The sequence below is a fragment of the Sulfitobacter sp. 1A15106 genome, assembly GCF_043556995.1.
In the GTDB taxonomy this organism is placed as follows: domain Bacteria; phylum Pseudomonadota; class Alphaproteobacteria; order Rhodobacterales; family Rhodobacteraceae; genus Sulfitobacter; species Sulfitobacter faviae.
In genome coordinates, this window is record NZ_JBIFFM010000011.1 from 55,291 (window position 1) to 82,101 (window position 26,811).

23 protein-coding genes and 1 riboswitch are annotated in these 26,811 nt (G+C 63.6%); of the genes, 15 read left to right on the forward strand and 8 right to left on the reverse strand.

Features of this window, described 5'->3' with window-relative positions; genetic code table 11:
* Window positions 1-63: 63 nt before the first annotated feature.
* Window positions 64-1,401, forward strand: a complete 1,338-nt coding sequence (gene gltX / locus ACGYKA_RS16355) for a glutamate--tRNA ligase (RefSeq protein ID WP_394413764.1) — start codon at window positions 64-66, stop codon at window positions 1,399-1,401.
* A 105-nt stretch (window positions 1,402-1,506) separates the two neighbouring features.
* Here gltX and ACGYKA_RS16360 read toward each other — a convergent pair whose 3' ends face one another.
* Complete coding sequence (locus ACGYKA_RS16360; RefSeq protein ID WP_271688960.1) at window positions 1,507-2,097, reverse strand: gamma-glutamylcyclotransferase family protein; 591 nt, start codon at window positions 2,095-2,097, stop codon at window positions 1,507-1,509.
* A gap of 101 nt (window positions 2,098-2,198) precedes the next feature.
* Window positions 2,199-2,285, forward strand: a riboswitch (glycine riboswitch).
* A 149-nt stretch (window positions 2,286-2,434) separates the two neighbouring features.
* On the opposite strand from ACGYKA_RS16360, the gene gcvT reads away from it, so the two are divergent.
* The 3 genes from gcvT (at window position 2,435) to gcvP (ending at window position 6,903) form a co-directional block, all read left to right on the forward strand.
* Window positions 2,435-3,568 (forward strand): glycine cleavage system aminomethyltransferase GcvT, encoded by a 1,134-nt coding sequence (gcvT, locus tag ACGYKA_RS16365; RefSeq protein ID WP_394413761.1) that lies wholly within the window; start codon window positions 2,435-2,437, stop codon window positions 3,566-3,568.
* A gap of 21 nt (window positions 3,569-3,589) precedes the next feature.
* Window positions 3,590-3,949, forward strand: a complete 360-nt coding sequence (gene gcvH, locus ACGYKA_RS16370; RefSeq protein ID WP_394413758.1) for a glycine cleavage system protein GcvH — start codon at window positions 3,590-3,592, stop codon at window positions 3,947-3,949.
* A gap of 107 nt (window positions 3,950-4,056) precedes the next feature.
* Window positions 4,057-6,903 (forward strand): aminomethyl-transferring glycine dehydrogenase, encoded by a 2,847-nt coding sequence (gene gcvP, locus ACGYKA_RS16375; protein WP_394413755.1) that lies wholly within the window; start codon window positions 4,057-4,059, stop codon window positions 6,901-6,903.
* Window positions 6,904-6,937: 34 nt separating this feature from the next.
* Here the strand turns inward: gcvP and ACGYKA_RS16380 are convergent, their stop codons facing one another.
* The gene (locus tag ACGYKA_RS16380; protein ID WP_394413753.1) at window positions 6,938-9,469 is read right to left on the reverse strand and encodes an ABC transporter permease; all 2,532 of its coding nucleotides are present in this window, start codon (window positions 9,467-9,469) and stop codon (window positions 6,938-6,940) included.
* Entirely contained in the window at window positions 9,466-10,134 is a 669-nt protein-coding gene (locus tag ACGYKA_RS16385) for an ABC transporter ATP-binding protein (protein ID WP_271688966.1), read from the reverse strand. Before ACGYKA_RS16385 ends, ACGYKA_RS16380 begins: the two co-directional genes overlap by 4 nt.
* A gap of 49 nt (window positions 10,135-10,183) precedes the next feature.
* Here ACGYKA_RS16385 and ACGYKA_RS16390 point away from each other — a divergent pair, with 49 nt between their 5' ends.
* Window positions 10,184-10,840 (forward strand): arylesterase, encoded by a 657-nt coding sequence (locus ACGYKA_RS16390; RefSeq protein WP_394413750.1) that lies wholly within the window; start codon window positions 10,184-10,186, stop codon window positions 10,838-10,840.
* A gap of 50 nt (window positions 10,841-10,890) precedes the next feature.
* Here ACGYKA_RS16390 and ACGYKA_RS16395 read toward each other — a convergent pair whose 3' ends face one another.
* Entirely contained in the window at window positions 10,891-11,097 is a 207-nt protein-coding gene (locus ACGYKA_RS16395; RefSeq protein ID WP_209217039.1) for a cold-shock protein, read from the reverse strand.
* Window positions 11,098-11,428: 331 nt separating this feature from the next.
* Here ACGYKA_RS16395 and ACGYKA_RS16400 point away from each other — a divergent pair, with 331 nt between their 5' ends.
* Window positions 11,429-12,760: an NAD(P)-dependent oxidoreductase gene (locus tag ACGYKA_RS16400; RefSeq protein WP_394413748.1), complete on the forward strand. Its 1,332-nt coding sequence runs from the start codon at window positions 11,429-11,431 to the stop codon at window positions 12,758-12,760.
* A 25-nt stretch (window positions 12,761-12,785) separates the two neighbouring features.
* Window positions 12,786-14,099, forward strand: a complete 1,314-nt coding sequence (preA, locus tag ACGYKA_RS16405) for an NAD-dependent dihydropyrimidine dehydrogenase subunit PreA (protein WP_394413745.1) — start codon at window positions 12,786-12,788, stop codon at window positions 14,097-14,099.
* A gap of 336 nt (window positions 14,100-14,435) precedes the next feature.
* Here the strand turns inward: preA and ACGYKA_RS16410 are convergent, their stop codons facing one another.
* Window positions 14,436-15,074 carry a TetR family transcriptional regulator C-terminal domain-containing protein gene (locus ACGYKA_RS16410; protein ID WP_394413742.1) on the reverse strand — a complete coding sequence of 213 codons (639 nt, stop codon included), beginning with the start codon at window positions 15,072-15,074 and terminating at the stop codon, window positions 14,436-14,438.
* A 156-nt stretch (window positions 15,075-15,230) separates the two neighbouring features.
* On the opposite strand from ACGYKA_RS16410, the gene ACGYKA_RS16415 reads away from it, so the two are divergent.
* The 6 genes from ACGYKA_RS16415 (at window position 15,231) to ACGYKA_RS16440 (ending at window position 21,581) form a co-directional block, all read left to right on the forward strand.
* Complete coding sequence (locus ACGYKA_RS16415) at window positions 15,231-16,481, forward strand: Zn-dependent hydrolase (RefSeq protein WP_394413740.1); 1,251 nt, start codon at window positions 15,231-15,233, stop codon at window positions 16,479-16,481.
* Between the two features lie 72 nt (window positions 16,482-16,553).
* The gene (hydA, locus tag ACGYKA_RS16420) at window positions 16,554-18,014 is read left to right on the forward strand and encodes a dihydropyrimidinase (RefSeq protein ID WP_394413738.1); all 1,461 of its coding nucleotides are present in this window, start codon (window positions 16,554-16,556) and stop codon (window positions 18,012-18,014) included.
* Between the two features lie 74 nt (window positions 18,015-18,088).
* Window positions 18,089-18,874 (forward strand): ABC transporter ATP-binding protein, encoded by a 786-nt coding sequence (locus ACGYKA_RS16425; RefSeq protein ID WP_067265237.1) that lies wholly within the window; start codon window positions 18,089-18,091, stop codon window positions 18,872-18,874.
* A complete protein-coding gene (locus ACGYKA_RS16430; RefSeq protein ID WP_209217047.1) occupies window positions 18,874-19,734 on the forward strand; it encodes an ABC transporter permease in 861 nt (286 codons plus the stop codon). Before ACGYKA_RS16425 ends, ACGYKA_RS16430 begins: the two co-directional genes overlap by 1 nt.
* The gene (locus tag ACGYKA_RS16435) at window positions 19,734-20,573 is read left to right on the forward strand and encodes an ABC transporter permease (RefSeq protein WP_394413873.1); all 840 of its coding nucleotides are present in this window, start codon (window positions 19,734-19,736) and stop codon (window positions 20,571-20,573) included. Before ACGYKA_RS16430 ends, ACGYKA_RS16435 begins: the two co-directional genes overlap by 1 nt.
* 27 nt (window positions 20,574-20,600) lie before the next feature.
* The gene (locus ACGYKA_RS16440) at window positions 20,601-21,581 is read left to right on the forward strand and encodes an ABC transporter substrate-binding protein (protein ID WP_394413735.1); all 981 of its coding nucleotides are present in this window, start codon (window positions 20,601-20,603) and stop codon (window positions 21,579-21,581) included.
* Window positions 21,582-21,824: 243 nt separating this feature from the next.
* Here the strand turns inward: ACGYKA_RS16440 and ACGYKA_RS16445 are convergent, their stop codons facing one another.
* Together ACGYKA_RS16445 and ACGYKA_RS16450 are read right to left on the reverse strand one after the other, a co-directional pair.
* Window positions 21,825-22,376 carry a L,D-transpeptidase gene (locus ACGYKA_RS16445; RefSeq protein ID WP_394413733.1) on the reverse strand — a complete coding sequence of 184 codons (552 nt, stop codon included), beginning with the start codon at window positions 22,374-22,376 and terminating at the stop codon, window positions 21,825-21,827.
* A gap of 142 nt (window positions 22,377-22,518) precedes the next feature.
* Complete coding sequence (locus ACGYKA_RS16450; RefSeq protein ID WP_067265226.1) at window positions 22,519-22,725, reverse strand: cold-shock protein; 207 nt, start codon at window positions 22,723-22,725, stop codon at window positions 22,519-22,521.
* A 374-nt stretch (window positions 22,726-23,099) separates the two neighbouring features.
* On the opposite strand from ACGYKA_RS16450, the gene ACGYKA_RS16455 reads away from it, so the two are divergent.
* Window positions 23,100-24,077, forward strand: coding sequence for a response regulator (locus tag ACGYKA_RS16455; protein ID WP_271688979.1), 978 nt, complete (start codon window positions 23,100-23,102; stop codon window positions 24,075-24,077).
* Window positions 24,078-24,364: 287 nt separating this feature from the next.
* On the opposite strand, the gene ettA is transcribed toward ACGYKA_RS16455, so the two are convergent.
* Window positions 24,365-26,020, reverse strand: coding sequence for an energy-dependent translational throttle protein EttA (gene ettA, locus ACGYKA_RS16460; RefSeq protein WP_394413730.1), 1,656 nt, complete (start codon window positions 26,018-26,020; stop codon window positions 24,365-24,367).
* Between the two features lie 353 nt (window positions 26,021-26,373).
* Here ettA and ACGYKA_RS16465 point away from each other — a divergent pair, with 353 nt between their 5' ends.
* The gene (locus tag ACGYKA_RS16465) at window positions 26,374-26,811 is read left to right on the forward strand and encodes a universal stress protein (protein WP_168612985.1); all 438 of its coding nucleotides are present in this window, start codon (window positions 26,374-26,376) and stop codon (window positions 26,809-26,811) included.

A 26,811-nucleotide genomic window follows, 5' to 3' on the forward strand; every position in this document is an offset into this window, starting at 1 on the left:
CCCGCCTTTGCTGGACAACGCCCGCGCCCTGTGGCAAGCCCGCGCGCAACAGGAGTACGCCAGATGTCCAACCCCACAATCACCCGTTTCGCCCCTTCCCCCACTGGCTATATCCATGTGGGCAACCTGCGCACCGCGCTGATGAACTACCTCATCGCGCGCAAGGCGGGCGGCACTTTTATCCTGCGCATCGATGACACCGATCCCGAGCGCAGCAAGGAAGAATATGTCGACGGCATCAAGCAAGACCTCGAATGGCTGGGTCTGCAGTGGGACCGGGTCGAGCGCCAGTCCGAGCGGCTGGACCGCTATCACGCCGCCGCCGAAGACCTGCGCGCAAAGGGCCGTTTCTACGAGGCGTTCGAGACGCCGACGGAGCTGGACCTCAAGCGCAAGAAACAGCTCAACATGGGCAAACCGCCGGTCTATGACCGCGCGGCGCTGAACCTCTCCGACGAAGAGAAGGCCGCTTTGCGTGCCGAACGTGGCGACGGTGTCTGGCGCTTCAAGCTGGATCACGCGCGGATCGAATGGGACGACGGCATCCTTGGCGATATCTCCATCGACGCGGCCTCGGTCAGTGACCCGGTGCTCATCCGTGGCGACGGGCAGATCCTTTATACATTGGCGAGCGTTGTGGACGACACTGAGATGGGCGTGACCCATGTGGTGCGCGGCTCGGACCATGTGACCAACACCGCCACGCAAATCCAGATCATGGAGGCGCTTGGGCAGGGTAATGTCCCCTCCTTCGCGCATCACTCGCTGCTGACCGGCCCGCAGGGCGAGGCGTTGAGCAAGCGTTTGGGCACATTGGCGCTGCGCGATCTGCGTGAGCAGGGGGTCCAGCCCTTCGCGCTTCTGAGCCTGATGGCGCGGCTCGGGTCCTCCGATCCGGTGGAACTGCGCACGGATATGGCAGAGCTGATCGACGGCTTCGACATCAACCGCTTCGGCTCGGCCCCGACGAAATTCGACGTGGCCGACCTCTTCCCGCTGACTGGGCGCTACTTGCAGCAATTGCCGCTGGAGGCCGTGAAAGACGACATCACCGCCCTTGGCGTGCCTGAGGATAAGGCCGCGCAATTCTGGGCCGTGACGCGCGAGAATATCTCGACCTTGAAGGACCTCGGCCCCTGGTGGGCCATGTTCCGCGACGGGGCGGAGCCCGTGATTGCCGAGGAAGACCGCGAATTCGTGGCGCAGGCCATGCTGCTGCTGCCCGAAATGCCTTTCGATGAGACCACTTGGTCCAGCTGGACCGCAGCGGTCAAGGAAGCCACGGGCCGCAAGGGGCGCGGGCTGTTCCGGCCTTTGCGTCTGGCGCTGACGGGGCAGGAGCATGGGCCGGAGATGGCGCAGGTGATGCCGCTGTTGCAGGTGGTGAAGGCGCACGGCTGATTGGCGGGCGGGAGCGCTTGGGGCGACTTCCCGGGGGCGCTGCCCCCGGACCCCCGAGGGTATTTGAGAAAGGATGAAGGAGGTTTGGGGGGCGTGTTTTCGCCCTTAGAAGTTCCTTGCGGCGAAGGTAGTTTCGGCGCGTTCTTTGATCTGCACTGACAGGCGATCCATGTGCTGGTCGACCACGGCGGTTTCGGCTTCCGTCAGTGTTTGGTGGCGCGGGTAGAGGGGGGCTGCGCGGTCGTCGAGGATGGGCGTGTCCCAGCCGTCGGTCGTGTCGAAAAAGCGTGCCGCGCCCTCGGTGCCGAATTCGCGCAGGAAGCCTTGGACCACCACATCGAGATAGCTGAGCAGGATGACGTGATCGCCGTGGGTCACTGCGATGTCGGCGGGGATCGCGTAATGGGCGATGTCGGGGGCGGGGGTCAGGTCATGCACCACCGCGCCGCCTGAGGCGTGGCGTTCGTAGCTGTATTCGCGCTTGTCCAGCGCGGCCCAATCCGCGCCCGGCACGGCGGCGATCAGCCCGTCGATGCGGGTAGCGGGGTGCTGCACCACGGAAAGATAGACGATATCGCGGCCTTCGGTGCGAACCCATTGGCGGCGCCAACCGTCGAGCTGCGCCGTGCGGGCATCGGGGTAGCTATGGGTGTTGCGGTTCACGAGGCTGCCGTAGCCAAAGAAATAGGGGGTCATGCGGGGTGCTTTCCATCTGCCGTGTTGCCGGTAAGAAAACATGTGTCGCATCCGCTCACAAGCATGCTTGACGCAGAGGTATGCCCCAGCATACGAAAGGCCCAATCGTCACGGGAGAATCGGTTAACACCGATGCCGAAGGAGCAACCGCCCCGGAAACTCTCAGGCCCCAGGACCGTGATGTGACCAAGACTCTGGAGAGGGGCGCGGATGCGCACGCCGAAGGGATAACGATCTCAGGCGGAAGGACAGAGGGGGCATCAGGCGCAGCATTTGCGGCGCCAAGGTGCCGGCATGGTCAAAAGGTCATCCGGAAGCGACAGGAAAGGCGAACCGGATGAGCGATCTCAAGCAGACGGCATTGCATGATTTGCATGTGGAACTGGGGGCCAAGATGGTGCCCTTTGCGGGCTATTCCATGCCCGTGCAATACCCTCTTGGCGTGATGAAGGAACATCTGCACACCCGTGCCGCCGCCGGGTTGTTCGATGTGGGCCACATGGGGCAGGTCGTCGTTCGCGCCAAGTCTGGCAGCTATGAGGATGCGGCCTTGGCGATGGAGCAGCTCGTGCCCGTCGACGTGCTGGGCCTTGGGGAGATGCGCCAGCGCTATGCCATGTTTACCGATCCCAATGGCGGTATTCTGGATGACCTGATGTTGGCCAATCTGGGCGATCATCTGTTCGTCGTGGTGAATGCTGGGTGCAAGGATGATGACATCGCCTTGATGCGGGAGGCCCTGTCGGACAGTTGCGAGATTGAGGTGCTGGAGGACCGCGCGCTGCTGGCGCTCCAGGGGCCGCAGGCCGAGGCTGCGCTGGCGCGGTTGCAGCCCTCGGTGGCGGATCTGAAATTCATGGATGTGGCGCGGGACGTCGATCTTGATGGGATCACCGTCACCCTGTCGCGCTCGGGCTACACCGGGGAAGATGGCTACGAGATTTCCGTCGCCAATGGTGACGCGGTGGCGCTGGCGCGAAAGCTTGTGGCGATGGAGGAGGTCGAGCCCATCGGCCTTGGGGCTCGCGACAGCCTGCGCTTGGAAGGCGGGCTTTGCCTTTATGGTCACGACATCGACACCACCACCACGCCGGTCGAAGCGGCGCTGAACTGGGCGATCCAGAAGGTGCGGCGCGAGGATGGCGACCGCGCGGGCGGTTTCCCGGGCGCGGGCGTTGTCCTGCAGCAACTGGCCGAGGGCGCGCCGCGCAAACGCGTGGGCCTGCGGCCCGAGGGGCGTGCCCCGATGCGCGAGGGGGTCGCCATTTATGATGCCGCCGAGGGCGGCAACGAGATCGGCCGCGTGACCTCCGGCGGCTTTGGTCCGACGGTTGGCGGCCCCGTCGCCATGGGCTATGTCACCGCCGAGCATGCGAAAGTCGACACCGCGCTCTGGGGCGAGGTGCGCGGCAAGCGCCTGCCACTGACCGTCACGAAAATGCCGTTCGTCGCGGCGAACTTCAAACGCTGATCAACCACAGGGAACCTTGAGATGAAATTTACCGAAGAACATGAATGGCTGCGCGTCGAGGGTGACGAAGTGGTCGTGGGCATCACCACTCACGCCGCCGAGCAGCTGGGCGACGTGGTCTTTGTCGAACTGCCCGACGAAGGTACCACCGTCAGCAAGGACGACGAGGTGGTGGTGATCGAATCCGTGAAGGCCGCGTCGGACATCCTCGCGCCCATCGACGGCGAGATCACCGAGGTGAACAGCGCGCTCACCGACAACCCCAGCATGGTCAACGACGACCCGCAGGGCGAGGCGTGGTTCTTCAAGATGAAGGTCTCTGACGCCAGCCAGATGGACGACTTCATGGATGAAGCCGCCTATCAGAAATTCATCGGCTAAACCGCCGCGCGCGCCGGGGGACCGGCGATGCTGATCACCTGCGTCGCCCCATGGGCGGCGCACCACAAACAGGGGGCGCCCTGCCGCGCCGTGACGAGGAACCCGACATGAGCTTCAAGCCCACCGATTATCTGCCCTATGATTTCGCCAATCGGCGTCACATTGGCCCGTCCCCTTCCGAGATGTCTCAGATGCTCGACACCGTGGGCGCCGAGAGCCTTGATGCGCTGATCGACGACACGTTGCCGAAAGCGATCCGGGCGAAAGAGCCGCTAGATTTCGGCAAGGCGATGAGCGAGCGCGAAGTGCTTGAGCACATGCGCCGCGTGGCGGGCAAGAACAAGGTTCTGACCAGCCTGATCGGCCAAGGCTACCACGGCACCGTCACGCCCCCGGCGATCCAGCGCAACATCCTCGAGAACCCGGCGTGGTACACCGCCTATACGCCCTACCAGCCCGAGATTTCGCAGGGCCGTCTGGAGGCGCTGCTGAACTTCCAGACCATGGTGAGCGACCTCACCGGGCTGGAGATCGCCAATGCCTCGCTGCTCGACGAGGCCACGGCCTGTGCCGAGGCGATGACCATGGCGCAGCGCAGTTCGAAATCGAAGGCCAAGGGTTTCTTCATCGACGTGAACTGCCACCCGCAAAACATCGCCGTGATGAAGACCCGCGCTGAGCCTCTGGGCATCGAGGTCATCGTCGGCGAACCCGAGGAGATGGAGGCCGAGAAGGTCTTCGGCGCGATCTTCCAGTACCCTGGCACCTACGGCCATGTGCGCGACTTCACCGATCACATGGCGGCGCTGCACGAGGTCAAGGCCTTGGGCATCGTAACCGCCGATCCGCTTTCGCTGACCCTGCTGAAAGAACCGGGCGCCATGGGCGCGGACATCGCCGTCGGCAGCACCCAGCGGTTCGGCGTGCCCGAGGGCTATGGTGGTCCGCATGCCGCCTATATGGCCTGCCGCGATTCGATGAAGCGTTCGATGCCAGGACGCATCGTCGGGGTTTCCATCGACGCCCATGGCAACCGCGCCTACCGCCTGTCGTTGCAGACCCGCGAGCAGCATATTCGGCGTGAAAAGGCCACGTCGAACGTCTGCACCGCGCAGGCGCTGCTGGCCGTCATGGCTTCGATGTATGCCGTGTTCCACGGGCCCGAAGGCCTCAAGGCCATCGCGCAGCGCATCCACCGCAAGACCGTGCGTCTGGCCAAGGGGCTGGAGGCCGCGGGCTTCGAGGTGCAGCCGGATGCCTATTTCGACACGATCACCGTCGAGGTCGGCCCGCTGCAGGCCGCGGTGATGAAATCCGCCGTGGACGAGGGCATCAACCTGCGCCGCGTGGGCGAGACCCGCGTCGGCATTACGCTCGACGAGCGCACCCGCCCTGACACGATCGAGGCGGTCTGGCGCGCCTTCGGCATCCGTCAGGCGGATGATGATTTCACGCCCGAGTACCGTCTGCCCGAGGGGCTGCTGCGCACGAGCGATTACCTCACGCACCCGATCTTCCACATGAACCGGGCCGAAACCGAGATGATGCGCTACATGCGTCGTCTCGCGGACCGCGACCTCGCGCTCGACCGGGCGATGATCCCCTTGGGCTCCTGCACGATGAAGCTGAACTCCGCGGCCGAGATGATGCCGGTGACGTGGCGCGAGTTCTCGCTCATCCACCCCTTCGTGCCCGCCGATCAGGCGCTCGGCTATCAGGAAATGATCGACGATCTCTCGGACAAACTCTGCGAGATCACCGGCTATGATGCGATTTCCATGCAGCCGAACTCCGGCGCGCAGGGCGAATACGCGGGCCTTCTGACCATCGCCGCCTATCACCGCGCCAAGGGCGAGGGGCACCGCAACATCTGCCTCATCCCGATGAGCGCGCACGGCACCAACCCGGCCTCCGCGCAGATGGTCGGCTGGAAGGTCGTGGTGATCAAGACCGCTTCCAACGGCGACATCGACCTCGACGATTTCCGCGCCAAGGCCGAGCAGCACAGCGAGAACCTCGCCGGCTGCATGATCACCTATCCCTCGACTCACGGCGTCTTTGAGGAAACCGTGCATGAGGTGACCAAAATCACCCATGACCACGGCGGGCAGGTCTATATCGACGGGGCCAACATGAACGCCATGGTGGGCCTGTCCCGCCCCGGCGATCTGGGCGGCGACGTGAGCCACCTGAACCTGCACAAGACCTTCTGCATCCCGCATGGCGGCGGCGGCCCCGGCATGGGCCCGATTGGCGTGAAATCGCACCTGATCGCGCATCTGCCGGGCCACCCGAACGAGGAAGGCGCCGCCGTTTCGGCCGCACCCTACGGCTCGCCCTCGCTGCTGCCGATTTCCTGGTCCTACTGCCTGATGATGGGCGGGGACGGTTTGACGCAGGCGACCCGGGCCGCGATCCTCAACGCCAACTACATCGCCAAGCGGCTCGAAGGCGCTTACGACGTGCTCTACAAAGGCCCCTCTGGCCGGGTGGCGCATGAATGCATCATCGACGTGCGCCCCTATGAGGAGACGGCGGGGATCACCAACGAGGATGTCGCCAAGCGTCTGGTCGACTGCGGCTTCCACGCGCCCACGATGTCTTGGCCGGTGGCGGGCACGCTGATGGTGGAGCCCACCGAGTCCGAGACCAAGGCCGAGCTGGACCGTTTCTGCGATGCGATGCTGGCGATCCGCGAAGAGATCCGCGAGATTGAGGAAGGCCGCATGGACCGCGCCAACAACCCGCTCAAGAACGCGCCGCACACGGTGGAGGATTTGGTGGTGGAATGGGGCGACCGGCCCTACAGCCGCGAGCAGGGCTGTTTCCCGCCGGGCGCCTTCCGGGTCGACAAATATTGGCCGCCGGTCAACCGTGTCGACAACGTGCACGGCGACCGGAACCTGATCTGCACCTGCCCGCCGCTGGAGGATTACGCCGAAGCGGCGGAGTAAGGTTCAGACCCAGACAACACCTAAGGGCGCGGGATCACTCCTGCGCCCTTAGCATATCCGCGGGCCGGGCGTTCAGCGCCTTCAGCGCGAAGCCCAGACCGGCCAGCACCGTGGCCAAGACGCCGCCTGCGATGATCAGCAGCGCATTGGGCCAGACCACGGCGAAATCGGTCTCCATGACGAAATGGCTCACGGCCCAGCCGCCGGTGATCCCGGCCAGCAGCGCCACCGCCCCGGCAAAGAGGCCCAGCAACGCGGCCCGCAGCACAAAGCTGGTGGCGATGGCGCGGCGCGAGGCGCCCATGGTTTTCAGCAGCGCCGCCTCATAGCTGCGGGCCCCGGTGCCTGCTGCCGCGGCCCCGATCAGCACCATGAACCCCGTCGTCAGTGTGGCCAGAGCGCCAAAGGAAATGGCCGAGGCCAGCCCGGCCAGCACGGCCGCGACGCGGTCGATCGCATCGCGCACGCGGATGGCTGTGATGTTCGGGTATTCGCTGGCCAGATCGCGCAGGATGGCCGCTTCGGCCTCGGGTTCGGCATAGACGGTCGAGATGAAACTATGCGGCGCGCCTGCAAGGGCGGCGGGGTTCATCGTCAGCACGAAACCGATCCCGGCGGTCGAGAAATCGACCTCGCGAAAGCTGGTGATCGTGCCGGTGATGTCGCGGCCAAGGATGTTGACGCTGAGCGTGTCGCCCAGCTCCAGCCCGATCTCTTCGGCCTCTTCGGCGGCAAAGCTGATCTGCGGATCGCCACTGTAATCCTGCGCCCACCATTCCCCCGCAGTGATCCGCGTGTCTTCGCCCGGCTGCGCGGCATAGGTCACCCCGCGGTCGCCGCGCACGACCCAGTGATCGCCCGCGACCTCACGCGCGGGGCGTCCGTTGATCTGGGTGATCACGCCGCGCAGCATCGGGGCGCTTTCAATGCGCGACACGGCCGGATCGCCCTCAAGCCGCGCGGTATAGCCGGGCATCTGGTCTTTCTGGATGTCGACGAAAAAGTAGGAGGGTGCCACGTCGGGCAGGTTGCCCGAGATTGCCCGGCGCAGGTTGCCGTCGATCTGACCCACGGCGGCCAGCACCGAGAGGCCAAGGCCAAGCGCCAGCACCACCGCCGTCGCCCCTTCGCCGGGGCCGCCGATGGCCGCCAGCGCCCACCGTAGGCGCGGATGGCCCCGCGCCCGGCGGGCCGCCGTACGGGCCAGCAGACGCAAGAGCGCCGCCGCCAGCGCAAGCACGGCCAGCGTCACGGCCAATCCGCCCAACGTCCAAAGCGTGAGCGACCACGAGCCGTTGAACCAACCCGCCAGCGCAAGCAGAGTGGCCAGCAGCAGCGCCATCGCGAAGAGGTAGGGCGCGGCGGGCCAAGGTGATTGCCGTTGCCAATCGTCGCGGAACAGGGTCGCGGCGCGGACATCGGCGCTGCGCGCGAGCGGCCAGAGGGTGAAGAGAGCAGCGGTCAGCAGCCCGTAGAGCGCGGCCTCAATCAGTGGGGCGGGGTAGATGGTGAAACGCGCGGGCAGGGGCAGGCTTGCCTCGATCAGCGGCGCGAGCAGCAAGGGCAGCCCCGCCCCGATCAGCAGGCCAAGGGCGACCCCGACCATGGCCAGAATGCCGACTTGGATGAAATAGGTCTGAAAGATCGTCGCTCTCGACGCCCCCATGGCGCGGAAGGTGGCGATGACGGCGGTCTTGCGTTGCAGATAGGCCCGCACCGCTGCCGCCACGCCGACCCCGCCGACGGCAAGGCCCGAGAGCCCGACGAGCACCAGAAAGGCGCTTAGCCGTTCGACGAAACGCGCCACGCCCGGCGCGCCGTTGCGCGCGTCGGTCCAGCGCATCCCGGCATCGGCAAAACGCGCTTTGGCCTCGTCTTCGAGCGAGGCGAGGGCGGTGCCCTGGGGCAATTCGAGACGGTATTTGCTATTGAAAAGCGTGCCGGGGGCAAGCAGGCCTGAGCCTTCGAGCGCCGCGCGTTTGACCAGTGTGCGGGGCCCAAGGGAAAAGCCGCTGGCGGCGGAATCCGGTTCGCGTTTGATCAGCGCGGTCAGGGTGAACTCCGCCTCGCCAAGTGCGAAAGTGTCACCGGGGGAGAGGGCCAGCCGATCCGCCAGTGCCCGTTCCATCACCGCGCCGGGCAGGGCGGTGGCCTCGGGCGAAAGGGCATCTTCCAACGGCAGGGCAGGGTCCAAGACCATCTCGCCGATCAGCGGATAGAGGTCATCGACCGCCTTGACCTGCGTGAGCGCGCGTTCTGAGGTCTCGCCCGCGCCGGTGACGGCCATGGAACGGAACTCGACAATCTCGGAGACGCGCGTGGCGCGTTCGGCCATCCAGTCGCGCTCTTCGGGGGTGGCGAAACGGTAGGTGAAATCCAGCTCGGCATCGCCGCCAAGAAGGGCCGCGCCCTCGGCCTCCAACCCGGCTTCGATCGCCGCGCGGACAGTCCCGACAGCGGCCAGCGCGGCCACGCCAAGCGCAAGACAGGCCAGCAGCAGGCGAAAGCCGCGCAGGCCGCCGCGCATTTCCCGACGGGCGAAACGGGCGGCAAGGCGCAGGCTCATGCGAGGCGCCCGTCGCGGAGTTCCACCACCCGGTCGCAGCGCTGCGCCAGATCATCGGCGTGGGTGACCAACACCAGCGTCGCGCCATGGCGGTCGCGCAGTTCAAACAACAGGTCCATGATCGCGGCCCCATTGCGGCTGTCGAGACTGCCCGTCGGCTCATCCGCCAAGAGGATCGCGGGGCGGGGTGCTGCGGCGCGCGCGAGTGCCACGCGCTGTTGCTCGCCGCCCGACATCTGCGCGGGGTACTGGTTGATCCGGTGGCCCAGCCCCACGGCCTCAAGCTCGGCCCGGGCGCGGTCAAAGGCGTCATCGGCGCCGGAAAGCTCCAGCGGGGTGGCGACATTCTCAAGCGCGGTCATGGTGGGGATGAGGTGGAAAGACTGAAAAACAATCCCCATGCGCCCCTGCCGGAACTGTGCCAACCCGTCTTCGCGCAGCGCGCTCAGGTCATGGCCGAGGGCGGTGACCTTGCCGCCGGTGGCGCGCTCCAGCCCGCCCATGACCATCAGGAGCGAGGATTTCCCCGACCCGGAGGCGCCGGTCAGCGCGATGCTCTCGCCCTGCTGGACCTGCAGCGAAATGCCGCGCAGAATATCGACGGGGCCGGCATTGCCCTTGAGGCTCAGCGTGACATCTTGAAGGTCATAGACAGGGTCGCTCATCGGGCCGCCTTTGTTCTGGGTATCAGTTGGATATGGAGGTCCGCGAAGGATGCGCAAGGTATTGATCTGTTTTGCCTTTGTTTTAAGCAGCGCGGCGCAGGCCGAGGAGGTGGTGATCGCCGCCCTTGGCGACAGCCTGACCCAAGGCTACGGGCTGCCCGCCGAGGAGGGGTTCGTGCCGCAATTGCAAGACTGGCTGGATGCCGAGGGGGTCGAGGCCAAGATCCTCAACGCGGGCGTGTCGGGCGATACCACCGCTGGCGGGCTGGCGCGGGTCGACTGGACCCTGACGCCCGAGGTTGACGCGATGATCGTGACGCTGGGGGGCAACGACCTGCTGCGCGGGCTGGACCCGGCGCAGGCGCGCGGCAACATCGACGGCATCCTTGCCGCTGCGGAAAAGGCGGAGGTTGAGGTGCTCTTGGTCGGCATGAGCGCGCCGGGCAACTATGGGGCAGGCTATAAGGCGGATTTCGAAGGGCTCTACCCCGATCTGGCCGAGGCTTACGGCACGCTGTTCTACCCGGACTTCTTTACCGGCCTGCTGGCCGAGGAAAAGAAAGCCGCCAGCGCGCGGAGCGAGACGGTGCAGCGCTATTTCCAAGGCGACGGCATCCACCCCAATGCCGAAGGCGTGGCCCTGATTGTGGAAGACATCGGCCCGGCGGTAGCCGAGCTGGCAGCGCGGGCTGCTGACAGCCGCTAACAAAAAACGGACGCCGCAGCGTCCGTTTCGATCATCATGATGTGGCCCGTTCAGGCCAGTGCGATGTTGCTCGCGCTTTCGCGGCCATCGCGGCCCGCTTCGACGTCAAAAGTGACCTTTTGGTTGTCGGCAAGCCCGGTCAGCCCGGCGCGTTCCACGGCGGAAATATGGACAAAGATGTCTTTGCCGCCCGCATCCGGTGCGATGAAGCCGTAGCCTTTTGTCGTGTTGAACCATTTTACGGTGCCAGTAGCCATGCCCCGTGTCTCCCTTTCTTTGATCTGCCCGCAACATGCGGCAGCGCGGCTCGGTCGAATTCGTGATCGCTGGAGCCTTAGGGCAGCCGGGTCGAAAAGTCTTCGCGTCGCAGTTGTGATATTGGAATCTCTATTTTTAAAATCAAGGATTTTTACGGGGCGAGGGGCCGCAAGCAAGGAAGCGCCCATGAAATATAACCTGCCTGTTACAAAACTGGCAGGCATCTCGGGATTTTTCGGAAGGCGCGTTTTTCAAAAATTTACCAGTTGATAAAAAAATGATTCCATGAGAGCGTTTTCAAAACACCAAGAAAACGACAGGGATTTTGATATGGCACGAGATGTGTTTGAGCCGGGGATCGTTCCGGGGCGGTTAGAACCGCAGAGCTATGCCGAGGGGTTTTCGGATCTTCATCCGCCCTTGGATGAACATGAGGCGCTGGTCGCGGCGGACCGCTGTTACTTTTGCCACGACGCGCCCTGCATGACGGCCTGCCCGACCGACATCGACATTCCGCTGTTCATTCGGCAGATCGCCACTGGCACGCCCGATGCGGCGGCAAAGACGATCCTGAGCCAGAACATCCTCGGCGGCATGTGCGCCCGGGTCTGCCCGACAGAGACGCTCTGCGAAGAGGTCTGCGTGCGCGAGGTGGCCGAGGGCAAGCCGGTGTTGATCGGCCAGTTGCAGCGCTATGCGACGGATCATTTGATGGCGCAGGGCGTGCATCCCTTCGAGCGGGCCGCAGCCACGGGCAAGCGCATCGCGGTGGTAGGCGCGGGGCCGGCGGGTCTGTCCTGCGCGCACCGTCTGGCGATGCTGGGCCATGATGTCGATATCATCGACGCGCGGCCCAAGCCCGGCGGGCTGAACGAATATGGCATTGCGGCCTATAAGACCCCGAACGGCTTCGCGCAGGCCGAGGTGGATTGGCTGATGCAGATCGGCGGGATCACCTTCCGGCATGAGGTTGCCGTGGGCCGGGATGTCACTCTCGATGAGCTAAAGGCCGATTACGATGCGGTTTTCCTCGGGATGGGGCTGGTCGGCGTTAATGCCCTCGGGGCCGAGGGCGAGGATAAGGCCGGGGTTGCCAATGCGGTCGATTTCATCGCCGAACTGCGGCAGGCCAGCGATATCTCCGGCGTGCCGATTGGCCGCGATGTGGTGGTGATCGGCGGCGGGATGACGGCGGTGGACGCGGCGGTGCAGGCGAAACTGCTTGGCGCGCTCAATGTGACGCTGGTCTATCGCCGCGGGCGCGACCGGATGAACGCAAGTGTCTTCGAGCAAGACCTCGCTGCCTCCAAGGGGGTGCGGATCGTGACCCATGCGGTGCCGATTGCCGTCCATGGCAACGGGTCGGTGCGCGAGATCGAGTTTGAATATGTCGATGAGGCGATGAAGGGCACCGGCCAAACCCTGCGCCTGCAGGCGGATCAGGTGTTCAAGGCCATTGGCCAGACGCTTTTGGGCGATGGGCTGCCCGACCTCGACGGGCGCAAGATCAAGGTCGACGGCACCGGGCGCACCAGTCTGGATGGCGTTTGGGCCGGGGGCGATTGCGCCAGCGGTGGTGATGACCTCACCGTGACCGCCGTGGCCGAGGGCCGCGACGCGGCGATGGACATTCACACCACATTGATGGGGGCGGCGGGCTGAGGCCGCGCCGAGAGGGAGACATAACATGGCTGATCTGAGAAGCGAATTCATCGGGATCAAATCCCCCAACCCGTTCTGGCTGGCCTCCGCCCCGCCGACGGACAAGGAATACAATGTGCGCCGCGCCTATGAGGCGGGCTGGGGCGGGGTGGTATGGAAGACCCTCGGCTCCGAAGGGCCGCCGGTGGTCAACGTCAACGGCCCACGCTACGGCGCGATCTGGGGCGCGGATCGGCGGTTGTTGGGGCTCAACAACATCGAGTTGATCACCGACCGCCCGCTAGAGGTGAACCTGCGCGAGATGAAGTCGGTGAAGCGCGACTACCCCGACCGCGCGCTCATCGCCTCGATCATGGTGCCTTGTGAGGAGGAGGCGTGGAAAGCCATTCTGCCGCATGTGGAGGAGACCGGCGCCGACGGGATCGAGCTGAACTTCGGCTGCCCGCATGGCATGGCCGAGCGGGGCATGGGCTCTGCCGTGGGGCAGGTGCCGGAATACATCGAGATGGTCACCCGCTGGTGCAAGATGTACACCCGCATGCCGGTGATCGTGAAGCTGACGCCGAACATTACCAACGTGGTTTACCCTGCCGAGGCCGCCAAGCGCGGCGGCGCGGATGCGGTGAGCCTGATCAACACGATCAACTCGATCACCTCGGTCGATCTCGACCTCTTCGCGCCTGAGCCCACGATCGACGGCAAGGGCACCCACGGCGGCTATTGCGGCCCGGCGGTCAAACCCATCGCGCTCAACATGGTGGCCGAGATCGCCCGCAACCCCGAGACCCACGGTCTGCCGATCAGCGGCATCGGCGGCGTCACCACATGGCGCGACGCGGCGGAGTTCCTCGCCCTTGGCGCGGGCAATGTGCAGGTCTGTACGGCGGCGATGACCTATGGCTTCAAGGTTGTGCAAGAGATGATCTCGGGCCTGTCGGAATATATGGACGAGAAGGGGCTGACCTCGGTCGACCAACTGGTGGGGCGCGCGGTGCCGAATGTCACTGACTGGAACCAGTTGAACCTGAACTACGTCGCCAAGGCGAAGATCGACCAAGACCTGTGCATCTCCTGTGGGCGTTGCTTTGCGGCTTGCGAGGACACCAGCCACCAAGCCATCGGCATGTCCGAAGACCGCACCTTTACGGTGATCGAAGAGGAATGCGTGGCTTGTAACCTCTGCGTCAATGTCTGCCCGGTTGAGGACTGCATCTCGATGGAGGAACTGCCGACGGGTGCCACCGACCTGCGCACCGGCAAGACGGTGACGCCGGACTATGCCAATTGGACCACGCACCCCAATAACCCCTCCGTCCACGCGGTCGAACCGGCGGAGTAAGACAAGTGCCACCGCGCCCCGCGTTCAGGACTTTCTGCGCGACGGGGTGGCGGTATCGGCAGCGGGGGGCGGTATCTCTGCCATCTCCCGCCGCGCCACGATCAGCGCCATTGCCGCATCCCGGGCCATCTCTTCGCGGGTGACGGGCGGTGCGTCCGCTGGTTCATCGGACGCTGCCGGATTTGCGCACTTCGCATCCCGCGCAGCCCCTGCGCCCTTTATATCGCCTACATTCATCACTGCCCCTTTACCTTGGAAGGAGCCCGCACCCGCCAGTCAGACTGGCGGGCATGTGTTAACGGGGGATTAAACGCAGGGCGTCACTGGCCGTTATGGTTAACCGTTTGGCGCTGGCGCGGGCTGGTCCAAAAGCGCGCCGAACATCGCCCGAAGATGGGCCTGCGCGCGGGGGCGGGGGTCGGTCTCGGGACCGAGCAGGATTTGCGCCTGCGCCTCGAAATCCGCGTAGTGCTGGGTCGTCGACCAGATCGAGAAGATCAGGTGCTGCGGGTCCAGCGCGGGCAGTTTGCCCGCCGCCACCCAGCCCGCGATCACGGCGCATTTCTCATCGAACAGAGGTTTGAGATGGCTGTGCAATTCCGGCTCGATCCGCGGGGCACCTTGCAGGATTTCATTGGCGAAAAGACGGCTCTCGCGCGGCAATTCGCGCGACATGGTCAGCTTGCGTTCGACATAGTCCAAAATCTCGCGCCGGGGGTCGCCTTCGGGGTCCAGTTCCACCAGCGGGTCGAGCCATGTTTCCATCAGCTGCGACAGCAAAGTGACGTGAATGTCTTCTTTGCCATTGAAGTAATAGAGAATATTCGGTTTGCTCAGCCCAGCCTCGGCGGCGATCTGATCCAGCGTGGCACCCCGGTAGCCGTGTTTGGAAAAGACTTCGAGCGCGGCATCCAGAATCACCCGGCGGTTGCGTCGTTGAATGCGGCTGGGTTTCTTGGCGGTGCTTTCGGGCAAGGCAATGATCCTTGGTGCTGCTAAAAAAGGCGTTTGCCGGATCGGCGGCGGGTTGTTTCAAACCAGTTCTTGACAGAGCCTAACCTAATCGCAATCGTGGATTTACCAAATGGTAAAAAAACAACACGGCCCAAGCCGATGACAGAGGAGTGACCTATGCCCGCGCCCGGAGAGAACCTCAAGATTGATCCCGACCGTCTGTGGGATTCCTTGATGGAAATGGCCAAAATCGGCCCCGGCGTGGCGGGGGGCAACAACCGCCAGACGCTGACGGACGAAGACGCCGAGGGCCGCGCCCTGTTCCAAAAGTGGTGCGAAGCGGCGGGCTGTACCATGGGGCTCGACCAGATGGGCAATATGTTCGCCCAGCGGGACGGCACCGACCCCGATGCGCTGCCGGTCTATGTGGGCAGCCACCTCGACACCCAGCCGACGGGCGGCAAATACGATGGCATCCTTGGCGTGCTCGGCGGGTTGGAGATCATCCGCACGATGAACGATCTGGGCATCAAGACCAAACACCCGATCGTCGTGACCAACTTCACCAACGAAGAAGGCACCCGTTACGCCCCCGCGATGCTGTCGTCGGGGGTTTTTGCTGGCATCCACACACAAGACTGGGCTTACGCGCGCACCGATGCTGAGGGCAAAAGCTTTGGTGACGAGTTGCAGCGCATCGGCTGGCGCGGCGAGGAGGAAGTCGGCGCGCGCAAGATGCATGCCTTCTTCGAGTTGCACATTGAACAGGGCCCGATCCTCGAGGCCGAGGGCAAGGATATCGGCGTTGTGACCCACGGGCAGGGGCTGAGCTGGACGCAGGTGACGATCACCGGCAAGGACAGCCACACAGGCTCCACCCCCATGCCGATGCGCCGCGACGCGGGGCTGGGCATGGCGCGGGTATTGGAGAAGGTGAACGAGATCGCGCTCAGCCACGCGCCCCATGCGGTCGGCGCGGCGGGCCATATCGAGGTCTATCCCAATTCGCGCAACGTGATCCCCGGCAAGACGGTCTTTACCGTCGATTTCCGGTCGCCCGAACTGTCGGTCATCGAGGATATGGAGGCCCGTCTGCGCGAAGAGGGTCAAAAGATCGCCGACGATATGGATGTGCAGATCGAATTTGAAAAGGTCGGCGGCTTTGATCCCGTGGCCTTTGACGAGGGTTGCGTGACGGCTGTGCGCAACGCCGCCGAACGGCTGGGCTACAGCCATATGAACCTGATCTCTGGCGCGGGCCATGATGCCTGCTGGATCAACCGCGTGGCCCCCACGGCGATGGTGATGTGCCCCTGTGTCGATGGTCTGAGCCATAACGAGGCAGAGGAGATCACCAAGGATTGGGCCAAGGCGGGGGCGGATGTGCTGCTCCATGCGGTGCTGGAGACAGCGGAAATAGAGGGCTGAACACTCGGGCGGAGGTCGGGGGTGCTGCCCCGGCCCCCCGATGTGAATAGCCAGAAAGATGGGGAGAGAAAGATGAGCAAGGTAATCAAGGGTGGCATGGTCTGCACGGCGGACCGGACGTGGAAGGCCGACGTGCTGATCGAGGGAGAGAAGATCAAGCAGATCGGCGAGGACCTTACGGGTGACGAATACATCGACGCGGAAGGCGCCTATGTGATCCCCGGCGGGATCGATCCGCATACGCATCTGGAGATGCCCTTCATGGGCACCACGGCGGCGGAGACCTTTGAGTCCGGCACATGGGCCGCGGCGGTGGGTGGCACCACGATGGTGGTCGACTTCTGCCTGCCCGGCGCGGATGGCAGTATCAAGAACGCGATCAACGAATGGCACCGCAAGTCGGCGCCGCAGATCTGCTCGGACATCGGCTATCACATGGCCGTCACCGGCTGGGACGAGACCGTCTTTAACGAGATGAAAGACGCGGTCGACATGGGGGTGAACAGCTTCAAGCACTTCATGGCCTACAAGGGCGCCTTGATGATCGAGGACGACGAGATGTTCGCCTCCTTCAAGCGCTGCGCAGAACTGGGCGCGCTGCCGATGGTCCATGCCGAGAATGGCGATCTGGTGGCCGAGTTGCAGCAGAAGTATTTCGATCAGGGTATCACGGGGCCGGAGGGCCACGCCTATTCCCGCCCGCCGGAGCTGGAAGGGGAGGCCGCGAACCGCGCCATCACCATCGCCGACACGGCGGGCGTGCCGCTTTATATCGTGCATGTGTCTTGCGAGCAGACCCATGAGGCGATCCGGCGCGCGCGGCAGAAGGGGATGCGGGTTTACGGCGAGCCGCTGATCCAGTTCCTAACGCTGGACGAGTCTGAGTATTTCAACACCGATTGGGACCATGCCGCGCGCCGCGTCATGTCGCCGCCCTTCCGTTCGAAAGACCATCAGGACAGCCTCTGGGCCGGCCTGCAATCGGGCAGCCTACAGGTGGTGGCGACCGACCACGCCGCCTTCTCGACCGAGCAGAAACGCGCGGGGCGCGATGATTTCCGGATCATTCCCAACGGCTCGAACGGGCTGGAGGAGCGTCTGGCCGTGCTCTGGACCGAAGGGGTGGAGACGGGCCGCCTGACCCCGAACGAGTTCGTCGCCGCGACATCGACCAATATCGCCAAGATCCTCAATATCTACCCGCAGAAGGGTGCCATCGTCGAAGGGGCGGATGCCGATATCGTGGTCTGGGACCCGAAGATCACCAAGACGATCAGCCCCGCGAACCACCATTCGGTGCTGGATTACAACGTCTTCGAGGGCTTCGAGGTCAAGGCGCAGAGCCGCTATACCCTGAGCCGCGGCGAGGTGATCTGGGCTTGGGGTCAGAACAGCCAGCCGCAGCCCGGCCGGGGCCGTTTCGTGCCGCGCCCGGCCTTCCCGAGCGCCAACGTCGCCCTCAGCAAATGGAAGGAACTCAACAGCCCCAAGATGATCAAGCGCGATCCGCTGAACATCCCGGCGGGGATTTGAGCCATGTAGAACCGCCACGACAACCGGGTAAAGTGCCGCGCTAAAAGCGGCCGACCAACAGGGAAGTAAAATACGTGAATGACAGCCAGAGCGTGATCAGCGCCAGCAATCTTGACCTGACCTTTCAAACCAATGACGGGCCGGTCCACGCGTTGAAAGACGTGAACCTCGAGATCCATAAAGGGGATTTCGTCAGCTTCATCGGCCCCTCGGGCTGCGGGAAGACGACCTTTCTGAGGGTCATGGCCGACCTCGAGCAGCCCACGGGCGGCAGCGTGACCATCAACGGCGTCTCGCCCGAGGAAGCGCGCAAATCGCGGGCCTATGGCTACGTCTTTCAGGCGGCGGGGCTCTACCCATGGCGTACTATCGGCGGCAACATCCGTCTGCCGCTGGAGATCATGGGCGTGCCCCGGGCCGAGCAGGACCAGCGGGTGAAACGGGTGCTGGACCTTGTGGAGCTTTCGGGGTTCGAGAAGAAGTTTCCCTGGCAATTGTCGGGCGGGATGCAGCAGCGTGCCTCCATCGCGCGGGCGCTGTCTTTCGACGCCGACATCCTGCTGATGGACGAGCCTTTCGGCGCGCTGGACGAGATCGTGCGCGACCACCTCAACGAGCAGCTTTTGAAGCTCTGGGCGCGGACCGAAAAGACCATCGCCTTCGTCACCCATTCGATCCCCGAAGCGGTGTATCTTTCCACCAAGATCGTGGTGATGAGCCCGCGCCCCGGACGGATCGCCGACGTGATCGAAAGCCCGTTGCCGCGCGAACGCCCGCTGGAGATCCGCGAGACGCCCGAGTTTCTGGAAATCGCACACCGCGTGCGCGAGGGGCTGCGCGCCGGGCATGGGGACGATTGATGCGTAACATTATCCCCGTTCTCACGGTCGTGGGTCTGTTGATCGTCGTCTGGTATGGCGCGGCTGTCGCGCTCAACGCGCAATGGGCGCGGGATGTGGCGGCACGGGCCGACAAGACGCTGACATTCTCGGAATTGGTGGCCGACACCTGGTCGCAGGAAAAACCGAAACTCCCCGCGCCGCATCAGGTCGGCGCGGAACTGTGGAAGACCACGGTGGAGAAGAAGGTCACCTCGAAACGCTCGCTGATCTATCACACATGGGTCACCTTCAGCGCGACCTTTCTGGGCTTCGTCATGGGCACAGCACTTGGCACGCTGTTGGCGGTGGGGATCGTGTTTAACCGCACAATGGACATGTCGGTGATGCCTTGGGTGATCGCCAGTCAGACCATCCCGATCCTCGCCATCGCGCCGATGATCATTGTAGTGCTGAATGCGGTGGGGCTCTCGGGTCTGCTGCCCAAGGCGATCATCAGCATGTATCTGTCGTTCTTCCCTGTCGTCGTGGGCATGGTGAAGGGGCTGCGCAGCCCCGACCAAATGCAGCTTGACCAGATGCGCACTTGGAACGCGAGCGGCTGGCAGACTTTCTGGAAACTGCGGCTGCCGTCCTCGATGCCTTATTTCTTCACCTCGCTGAAGGTGGGCGTCGCGGCCTCGCTGGTGGGGGCCATCGTGGGCGAGATGCCGACGGGGGCTGTCGCTGGCCTCGGCGCGCGGCTCTTGGCCGGTAGCTACTACGGCCAGACCGTGCAGATCTGGAGCGCGCTTCTCATGGCCGCGGCGCTTGCGGCGGCCATGGTGGGGCTTATCGGGCTGGTGCAGCGGCTGACCTTGAAACGGATGGGGATGGCATGATGGGCTGGGTTCTTTTTGCCATTTTCGCATGGATCGCGGGCCTGTCGCTCAACGTCTGGCTGGCGCGGCAGCGGCCATCGCGGGGCGCGTCGCTGGCGGCACCGCTGGTCTTTGGCATCACGCTGATCGCCGTTTGGGAAGGCGTGGTGCGCGGGTTCGAGATTAACCAAGTGCTGCTTCCTGCGCCTTCGGTGATCGCGGCGCGCATGGCCACGTCGCTCGATATCCTGTGGATTGACTTTGTGCAGACCGTCATCAAGGGGGCGCTGAGCGGCTATATCATCGGCTGCGGCGCGGCTTTCCTCACGGCGCTGGCGATTGACCGCTTTCCCTTTCTGCAACGCGGGCTTTTGCCGGTGGGCAACTTCGTGGCCGCGCTGCCGATCATCGGCATGGCGCCGATCATGGTGATGTGGTTCGGCTTCGGCTGGCAATCGAAAGCGGCGATTGTCGTGGTCATGGTGTTCTTCCCAATGCTGGTGAACACGGTGCAGGGGCTGCAGGCCAGCGACGCCATGCAGCGCGACCTGATGCGCACCTATGCGGCGGGTTACTGGCGCACGCTTCTGAAGCTGCGGCTGCCCGCGGCGATGCCCTTTGTCTTCAACGGGTTTAAGATCGGCACGACCCTTGCCCTCATTGGCGCCATCGTTGCTGAATTCTTCGGCTCTCCGGTGCTGGGCATGGGCTTTCGCATCTCCACCTCGGTGGGTCAGCTTGCGCTTGATCTGGTCTGGGCCGAGATTGTTGTCGCGGCAATAGCCGGATCGGCGTTCTATGGTATCATGGCCCTTATCGAAGGACGGGTGACCTTCTGGCACCCCAGCCAAAGGAACTAGAGACGACCAACCAACAGGGAGATAAAAATGAAAACCATCACGAAGATCGCCGCCGGGGCCGCCTTGGGCCTCTGGGGGGGCGTGGCGCATGCCGCCGACGACCTGACGCTACAGCTCAAATGGGTCACGCAGGCCCAGTTCGCGGGCTATTACGTGGCCAAGGACAAGGGGTTCTACGAAGAAGAGGGGCTGGATGTCACGATCAAGCCCGGCGGCCCGGACATCGCGCCGGTGCAGGTGCTCTTGGGCGGCGGGGCCGACGTGATGGTGGACTGGCTGCCCTCGGCGCTGGCCGCGCGGGAGAAGGGCGCGCCCATCGTCAACATCGCGCAGCCCTTCGCGAAATCCGGCCTGATGCTGACCTGCCTCAAGGAACATGGCATCGAAAGCCCCGAGGACTTCCCCGGCAACACGCTTGGGACATGGTTCTTCGGCAATGAGATTCCGCTGATGAGTTGGATGGGCAAGCTGGGCTATCCGACCGATGGCTCCGAAGGCGGCGTGACGATCCAGAAGATCAACTTCAACGTCGACCCCTTGCTGCAAAAGCAGGTCGAATGCGCCACCACCATGACCTACAACGAATATTGGCAGGTGATCGACGCAGGGCTGGCGCCCGAGGATCTGGTGGTCTTCAAATATGAGGACGAAGGCATCTCCACGCTGGAAGACGGCCTTTATACCACCGAGGAGAACCTCGAAGACCCCGAGATGGTCGACAAGCTGGCGCGTTTCGTCCGGGCCTCCATGAAAGGCTGGAAATACGCCGAGGAGAATGTCGAGGAAGCCGCCGAGATCGTGCTGGAAAACGACCAGACCGGCGCCCAGACCGAGAAGCACCAGACCCGCATGATGGGCGAGATCGCCAAGCTGACCGAGGGCAGCGACGGGCGGCTGGACGAGGCGGCCTTTGATCGCAGTGCGGCGATCACCATGGAAGGTGGCATGATCACCAAGGCGCCCGAGGGCGCTTGGACCCATGATGTGATGGATAAGGCGCTTCAGTAAGCTTTGGCGTCTATGATGAGGGGAGGGGCCGGCGCTGCGCTGGCCCTTTTTCTTGGTGGAAAGGGCCAGCGCCTGCACGCGGGTCGGCGATACGACGGGGCCTCGTGCCGCTTTATGGCTCAGCCGTGACGCGCCTTTGCAAGGTCGCACCCAGCCTCACCAAATCGCCTACCCGTCCGGGCGGGCAGGCGATGGCCCGGCGCCTGCGGCTTGATTCCGGGCCGGGTGTTGTCGAAAGGGGCCTTAGAGCACCGTGACTTTCGTCCCAATCGGCACCCGCTGGTACAGGTCGATCACATGCTCGTTCAGCATCCGGATACAACCGTTCGACACGGACCGCCCGATGGAGTTAGGCTGCGTGGTGCCGTGGATGCGGAAATAAGTGTCCCGCCCGTTCTGGAACAGGTAGAGCGCCCGCGCGCCCAAGGGGTTGCCGGGGCCGCCGGGCTGGGCGTCGGTGTTGCCGATGAAACCTTTGTAGGCCTGCGGATCGCGTTCGATCATCTCATTGGTTGGCCGCCACGTGGGCCATTCCTTTTTCACGTCGATGGTCGCGGTGCCGGTGAACTCCAGCCCCGCTTTGCCGACGCCCACGCCATAACGCATCGCTTGGCCCGGCGACGTCACGAAATAGAGGTAATGGCTCCGCGGCAGGATCAGCAGTTGGCCGGGCGCATATTGCGCCTTGACCGGGACCATCTGCGGGGCGGGGTCATAGGCGGCGGTGCGCGCCTGCGCCATCAAGGGAAGGGCGGCTGCGGCCACGGTGCTGGTCAAAAAGGTACGGCGGCGCATGGCAGGCTCCATCAAAGTAATGCGGTTTCCCTGCATTTTGCCACGGGGGGCTATTTTAGCAAGGCCGGACATAAAAAAACCGACCTGCCGGTGTCAGCAGGTCGGTTCGAATTCTTGCATCAGGGGCCGAAGCCCCCGGGCCTTAGGCCAGCGCGAGGTTGGTCGCGGATTCACGGCCGTCACGGCCAGCTTCGATGTCGAAGGTCACTTTCTGGTTGTCGGCCAGGCCGGTCAGGCCAGCGCGCTCAACAGCGGAAATGTGCACGAAAACGTCTTTGCTGCCGCCATCGGGTGCGATGAAGCCGAAGCCTTTAGTTGTGTTGAACCATTTTACGGTGCCAGTGGCCATATCCGTAGTCTCCATATTGATGCCATCCGCGTTGGTGCGATGGCCCGGCGTGGTTGGTCTGGATCGATAGACTGAGCGCCGTATGAGGGAGACAGTGGGTCGAAAAAGATAACGTCTGCACCGTCTATATTGCACTCGGGGGGGATTCGTTCAAGGGGCATCGCATTTTGGCGGGTTTCGGCGGGTTCAGCAGCGCGAATTTCGGCAAATTCCCGCCACGAAGTTTCGTGATCCCCATATTTTACGGGAAACGCGCCAAATTTCACCGTCCCGAGTTTGCCGCAAACCGGTCTCATTACTGCCCGGCGCAGGTGGTTTTTTGCCAGAAAGCCCCAAGTGCGCCTGCCAGCGCCCCCCATGTGGAGTAACGAGACATGATGCGTATCCTTGCCGTAGACGATGACCCGGTCATCCTTGATCTGCTCACAGGTTGCCTGACCGAGAATGACAATTACGAGCTGACCTGCTGCGAAAGCTCGGAAGAAGCGCTGGAGATCATGCAGGAGTCGAACCGGCCCTTCGATTCGTTCCTGCTTGATATCATGATGCCGGGCATCAACGGGATCAGCCTGTGTGAGATGATCCGCGATGTGCCCTTTTACCGCGCCGTGCCGATCATCATGATCACCGCCAGCAAAGAGCCTGCGATGATGCAGCGGGCCTTTGACGCGGGTGCCACCGATTTCCTTTGCAAACCGTTGGATGGCGTCGAACTCAGCGCGCGAATCAATGCCGCCAGCATGCTGAACGCCTCATTGCTGCGCGAGCGCGAGGCGCAGCATACGCTGGCCGAGTTGACGCAGATGATGCAGATCCGCTTTGACGAGGATTTCGACCTTGATGTGTCGGCCTGTAGCAATGTCTCCGCGCTTGAGAATTACCTGCTGCGCCTTCCGAGCGGCTGTTTCTCGATGAGCCTGTTTTCGATTTCGGTCGAGGGGGCGCGCGGCATCTATCGCGCGGTCAAGGCGCCGGCCTTCCGCCGCCAGATGGAGCAGGTGGCCCGCGCTTCGGTACATTCGCTGGAGGGCATGCGTTTTCATCTGGCCTATGCGGGCAGCGGGCGTTTCATCGGCGTGGTGATGAGTCGCGCGCGGTTGAACACGGCCTCTATGGCCGAACGGATGCGCGAGCATCTGGAGAAGAACTGGGACGGCAAGGGCATGAATGGCGGGCTGCCCCCGTCCTTGCAGGTGCATTCGGTGACCGAACAGCGCCTCTGGTCGGGTCTGTCGGCCAGCAATAAGCTGCGCGAATATCTGCAAAGCTGGGATCCGCTGCATGGTTTGGTGCGGCATGATGAGGATAACCTCTTTGCCCAGCTGGAGACGGCGATCGACGACGAACGCTGAGGGCAGGAGCCTTTGAAGGGATAGACCCGTCCGCATTGCGGGCGGGCTTTTGCGTTGAAGGTAAGCGGTAAGGGCATCGCCCTCCCTGGGGGGCGATCCGCTAACGCGCTGTTTGGCGGGGCGCTGCAAGATGTGGAGGTCTGGCAAGCTGTTGCAGCGTTGCAAAATCGCTCTCCGGGGGGAGGGAGGGCGATGCCCGGTGTGCCACCGGGCGGCCCAGTGGCAATGGAGCGCATGAAAAAGGGCGCCGGAATTCCGACGCCCTCCAAATTGCTAAGTCGCAATGCTTACCGCGCGAACTTCTTGTGCTTCAGGCGCTTGGGCTCCAGCGCATCGGCACCCAGACGGCGCTTCTTGTCTTCTTCGTAGTCCTCGAAGTTGCCCTCGAACCACTCGACATGCGCTTCGCCCTCGAAGGCGAGGATGTGGGTACAAATCCGGTCGAGGAAGAAACGGTCGTGCGAGATGACCACGGCGCAGCCGGCGAAATCCACCAGCGCATCTTCGAGCGCGCGGAGGGTTTCGACGTCCAGATCGTTGGTCGGCTCGTCGAGCAGCAGCACGTTGCCGCCCTCTTTCAGCAGCCGCGCCATGTGCACGCGGTTGCGCTCACCGCCCGAAAGCAAGCCCACTTTCTTCTGTTGGTCGCCGCCCTTGAAGTTGAAGGACGAGCAATAGGCGCGGGAGTTCACCTCGGCATCGCCGAGCTTGATCAACTCCGCCCCGCCCGAGATCGCCTGCCAGACGGTGTCATCGGGGTTCAGGTCGTCGCGGCTCTGGTCGACATAGGACAGCTCAACCGTGTCGCCGTATTCGATGCTGCCCTCGTCGGGTTTCTCATGCCCGGTCAGCATTTTGAAGAGCGTCGATTTACCCGCGCCGTTGGGGCCGATCACACCAACGATGCCACCCGGCGGCAGCGAGAAGTCGAGCCCGTCGATCAACTGCTTATCGCCCATGTGCTTCTTCAGACCTTCGACCTCGATCACCTTGTTGCCGAGGCGCGGACCGTTGGGGATGACGATCTGGGCGCGGCTGAGCTTCTCGCGCTCGGAGGTCTCCGCCATCTCGTTATAGGCCGCGATCCGGGCTTTGGATTTCGCCTGACGGGCCTTGGCGCCCTGACGCATCCATTCAAGTTCGCGCTCCAGCGTCTTTTGCTTGGACTTGTCCTCGCGGGCTTCCTGCGCCAACCGCTTGGCCTTCTGCTCCAGCCAGTCGGAGTAGTTGCCCTCGTAAGGAATGCCCCGGCCACGGTCCAGTTCAAGAATCCAGCCGGTGATGTCGTCGAGGAAATAGCGGTCGTGGGTGACGCAGAGGATGGTGCCCTTGTAGTCGATCAGGTGCTGCTGCAGCCAAGCGATGGTCTCGGCGTCGAGGTGGTTGGTCGGTTCATCGAGCAGCAGCATGTCGGGTGCTTCGAGAAGCAGCTTGCAAAGCGCCACGCGGCGCGCCTCACCTCCCGAGAGGTTTTCCGGCATCGCGTCGTCTGGCGGGCAGCGCAGCGCTTCCATCGAGACGTCGATCTGGCTGTCGAGGTCCCAGAGGTTCTGCGCGTCGATGTCGTCTTGCAGCTTGGCCATCTCCTCGGCGGTCTCATCCGAGTAGTTCATCGCCAATTCGTTGTAACGGTCGAGGATGGCCTTCTTCTCGGCCACGCCCTCCATCACGTTTTCGCGCACGGTTTTTTCGGGGTCGAGCTTCGGCTCCTGCGGCAGGTAGCCGACTTTGGCGCCCTCGGCGGCCCAAGCCTCGCCCGAGAAATCCTTGTCGAGCCCGGCCATGATCTTGAGCAGGGTGGACTTACCCGCGCCGTTGACGCCGACGACACCGATCTTCACGCCGGGGAGGAAGTTCAGGTGGATGTTTTCGAATGTCTTCTTGCCCCCGGGATAGGTCTTGGAGACGCCGGACATGTGATAGACGTATTGATAGGCGGCCATTGGAGAATCCTTGCAACGCGTTTTGGGGTTTGCAGTGCAATATCGCCCGGGCGGGGCAATATCAAACACTCTGTACCGCGCAGGCACCTTGCCCGGCGGCGCTTTGCGTGGCGCGCCTGTGGCGCGCGCAGGCGGCATGGCTGGGCAGGCTATTGGATGGTTTTGCAAGGGTTTGGCAGGCGATCCGCGCAGTCGATCAGTGAAATTCGGTCGACTTTTCTGCCGTTTTCGCGCTAGAATTTATTCAATCTGCGGTTGGACGGTAAAAACCGTTTAGCGCAGAGTAGGGAGGTTGAAGGCGGTTCTCGCCGTTCGCGGTGCGCCGGTTTCAGCGCAACAACAGGGAAATACTCATGACAAAATCCACCATCGTTGTGGGTCTGGACGGGTCGGAGGCCGGCGCGCGAGCCTTGGCGTTTGCCCAGTCACAGGCCAAACAGATCGGGGATTGTTCGATCACCGTTTGCTTTGTGATCGAATGGTCGCCTTTCACCTTTCAGACCAAGGAAGAGAACGAGCAGCGCCACAAGCGACGCGAGCAGGAGTTGCAGCGCGCCCATGACGTGGTGCTCGACCCTGCCGTGGCCGAGGCCAAGGCCGCCGGTGTCGAGGTCGAGGGAATCGTGCGGCATGGCGATGTGGCCGATATCCTCGAAGCGGTGGCCAAAAAGCGCGGCGCGGTTCAGATCGTCGTCGGGCGGGTTGGTGAGCGGGGCCTCAAGCGGCTCTTTGGTGGGGTGACGGGCCGGTTGGTCGCGGGCTCCAGCGTGCCGGTCACGATCATTCCCTGA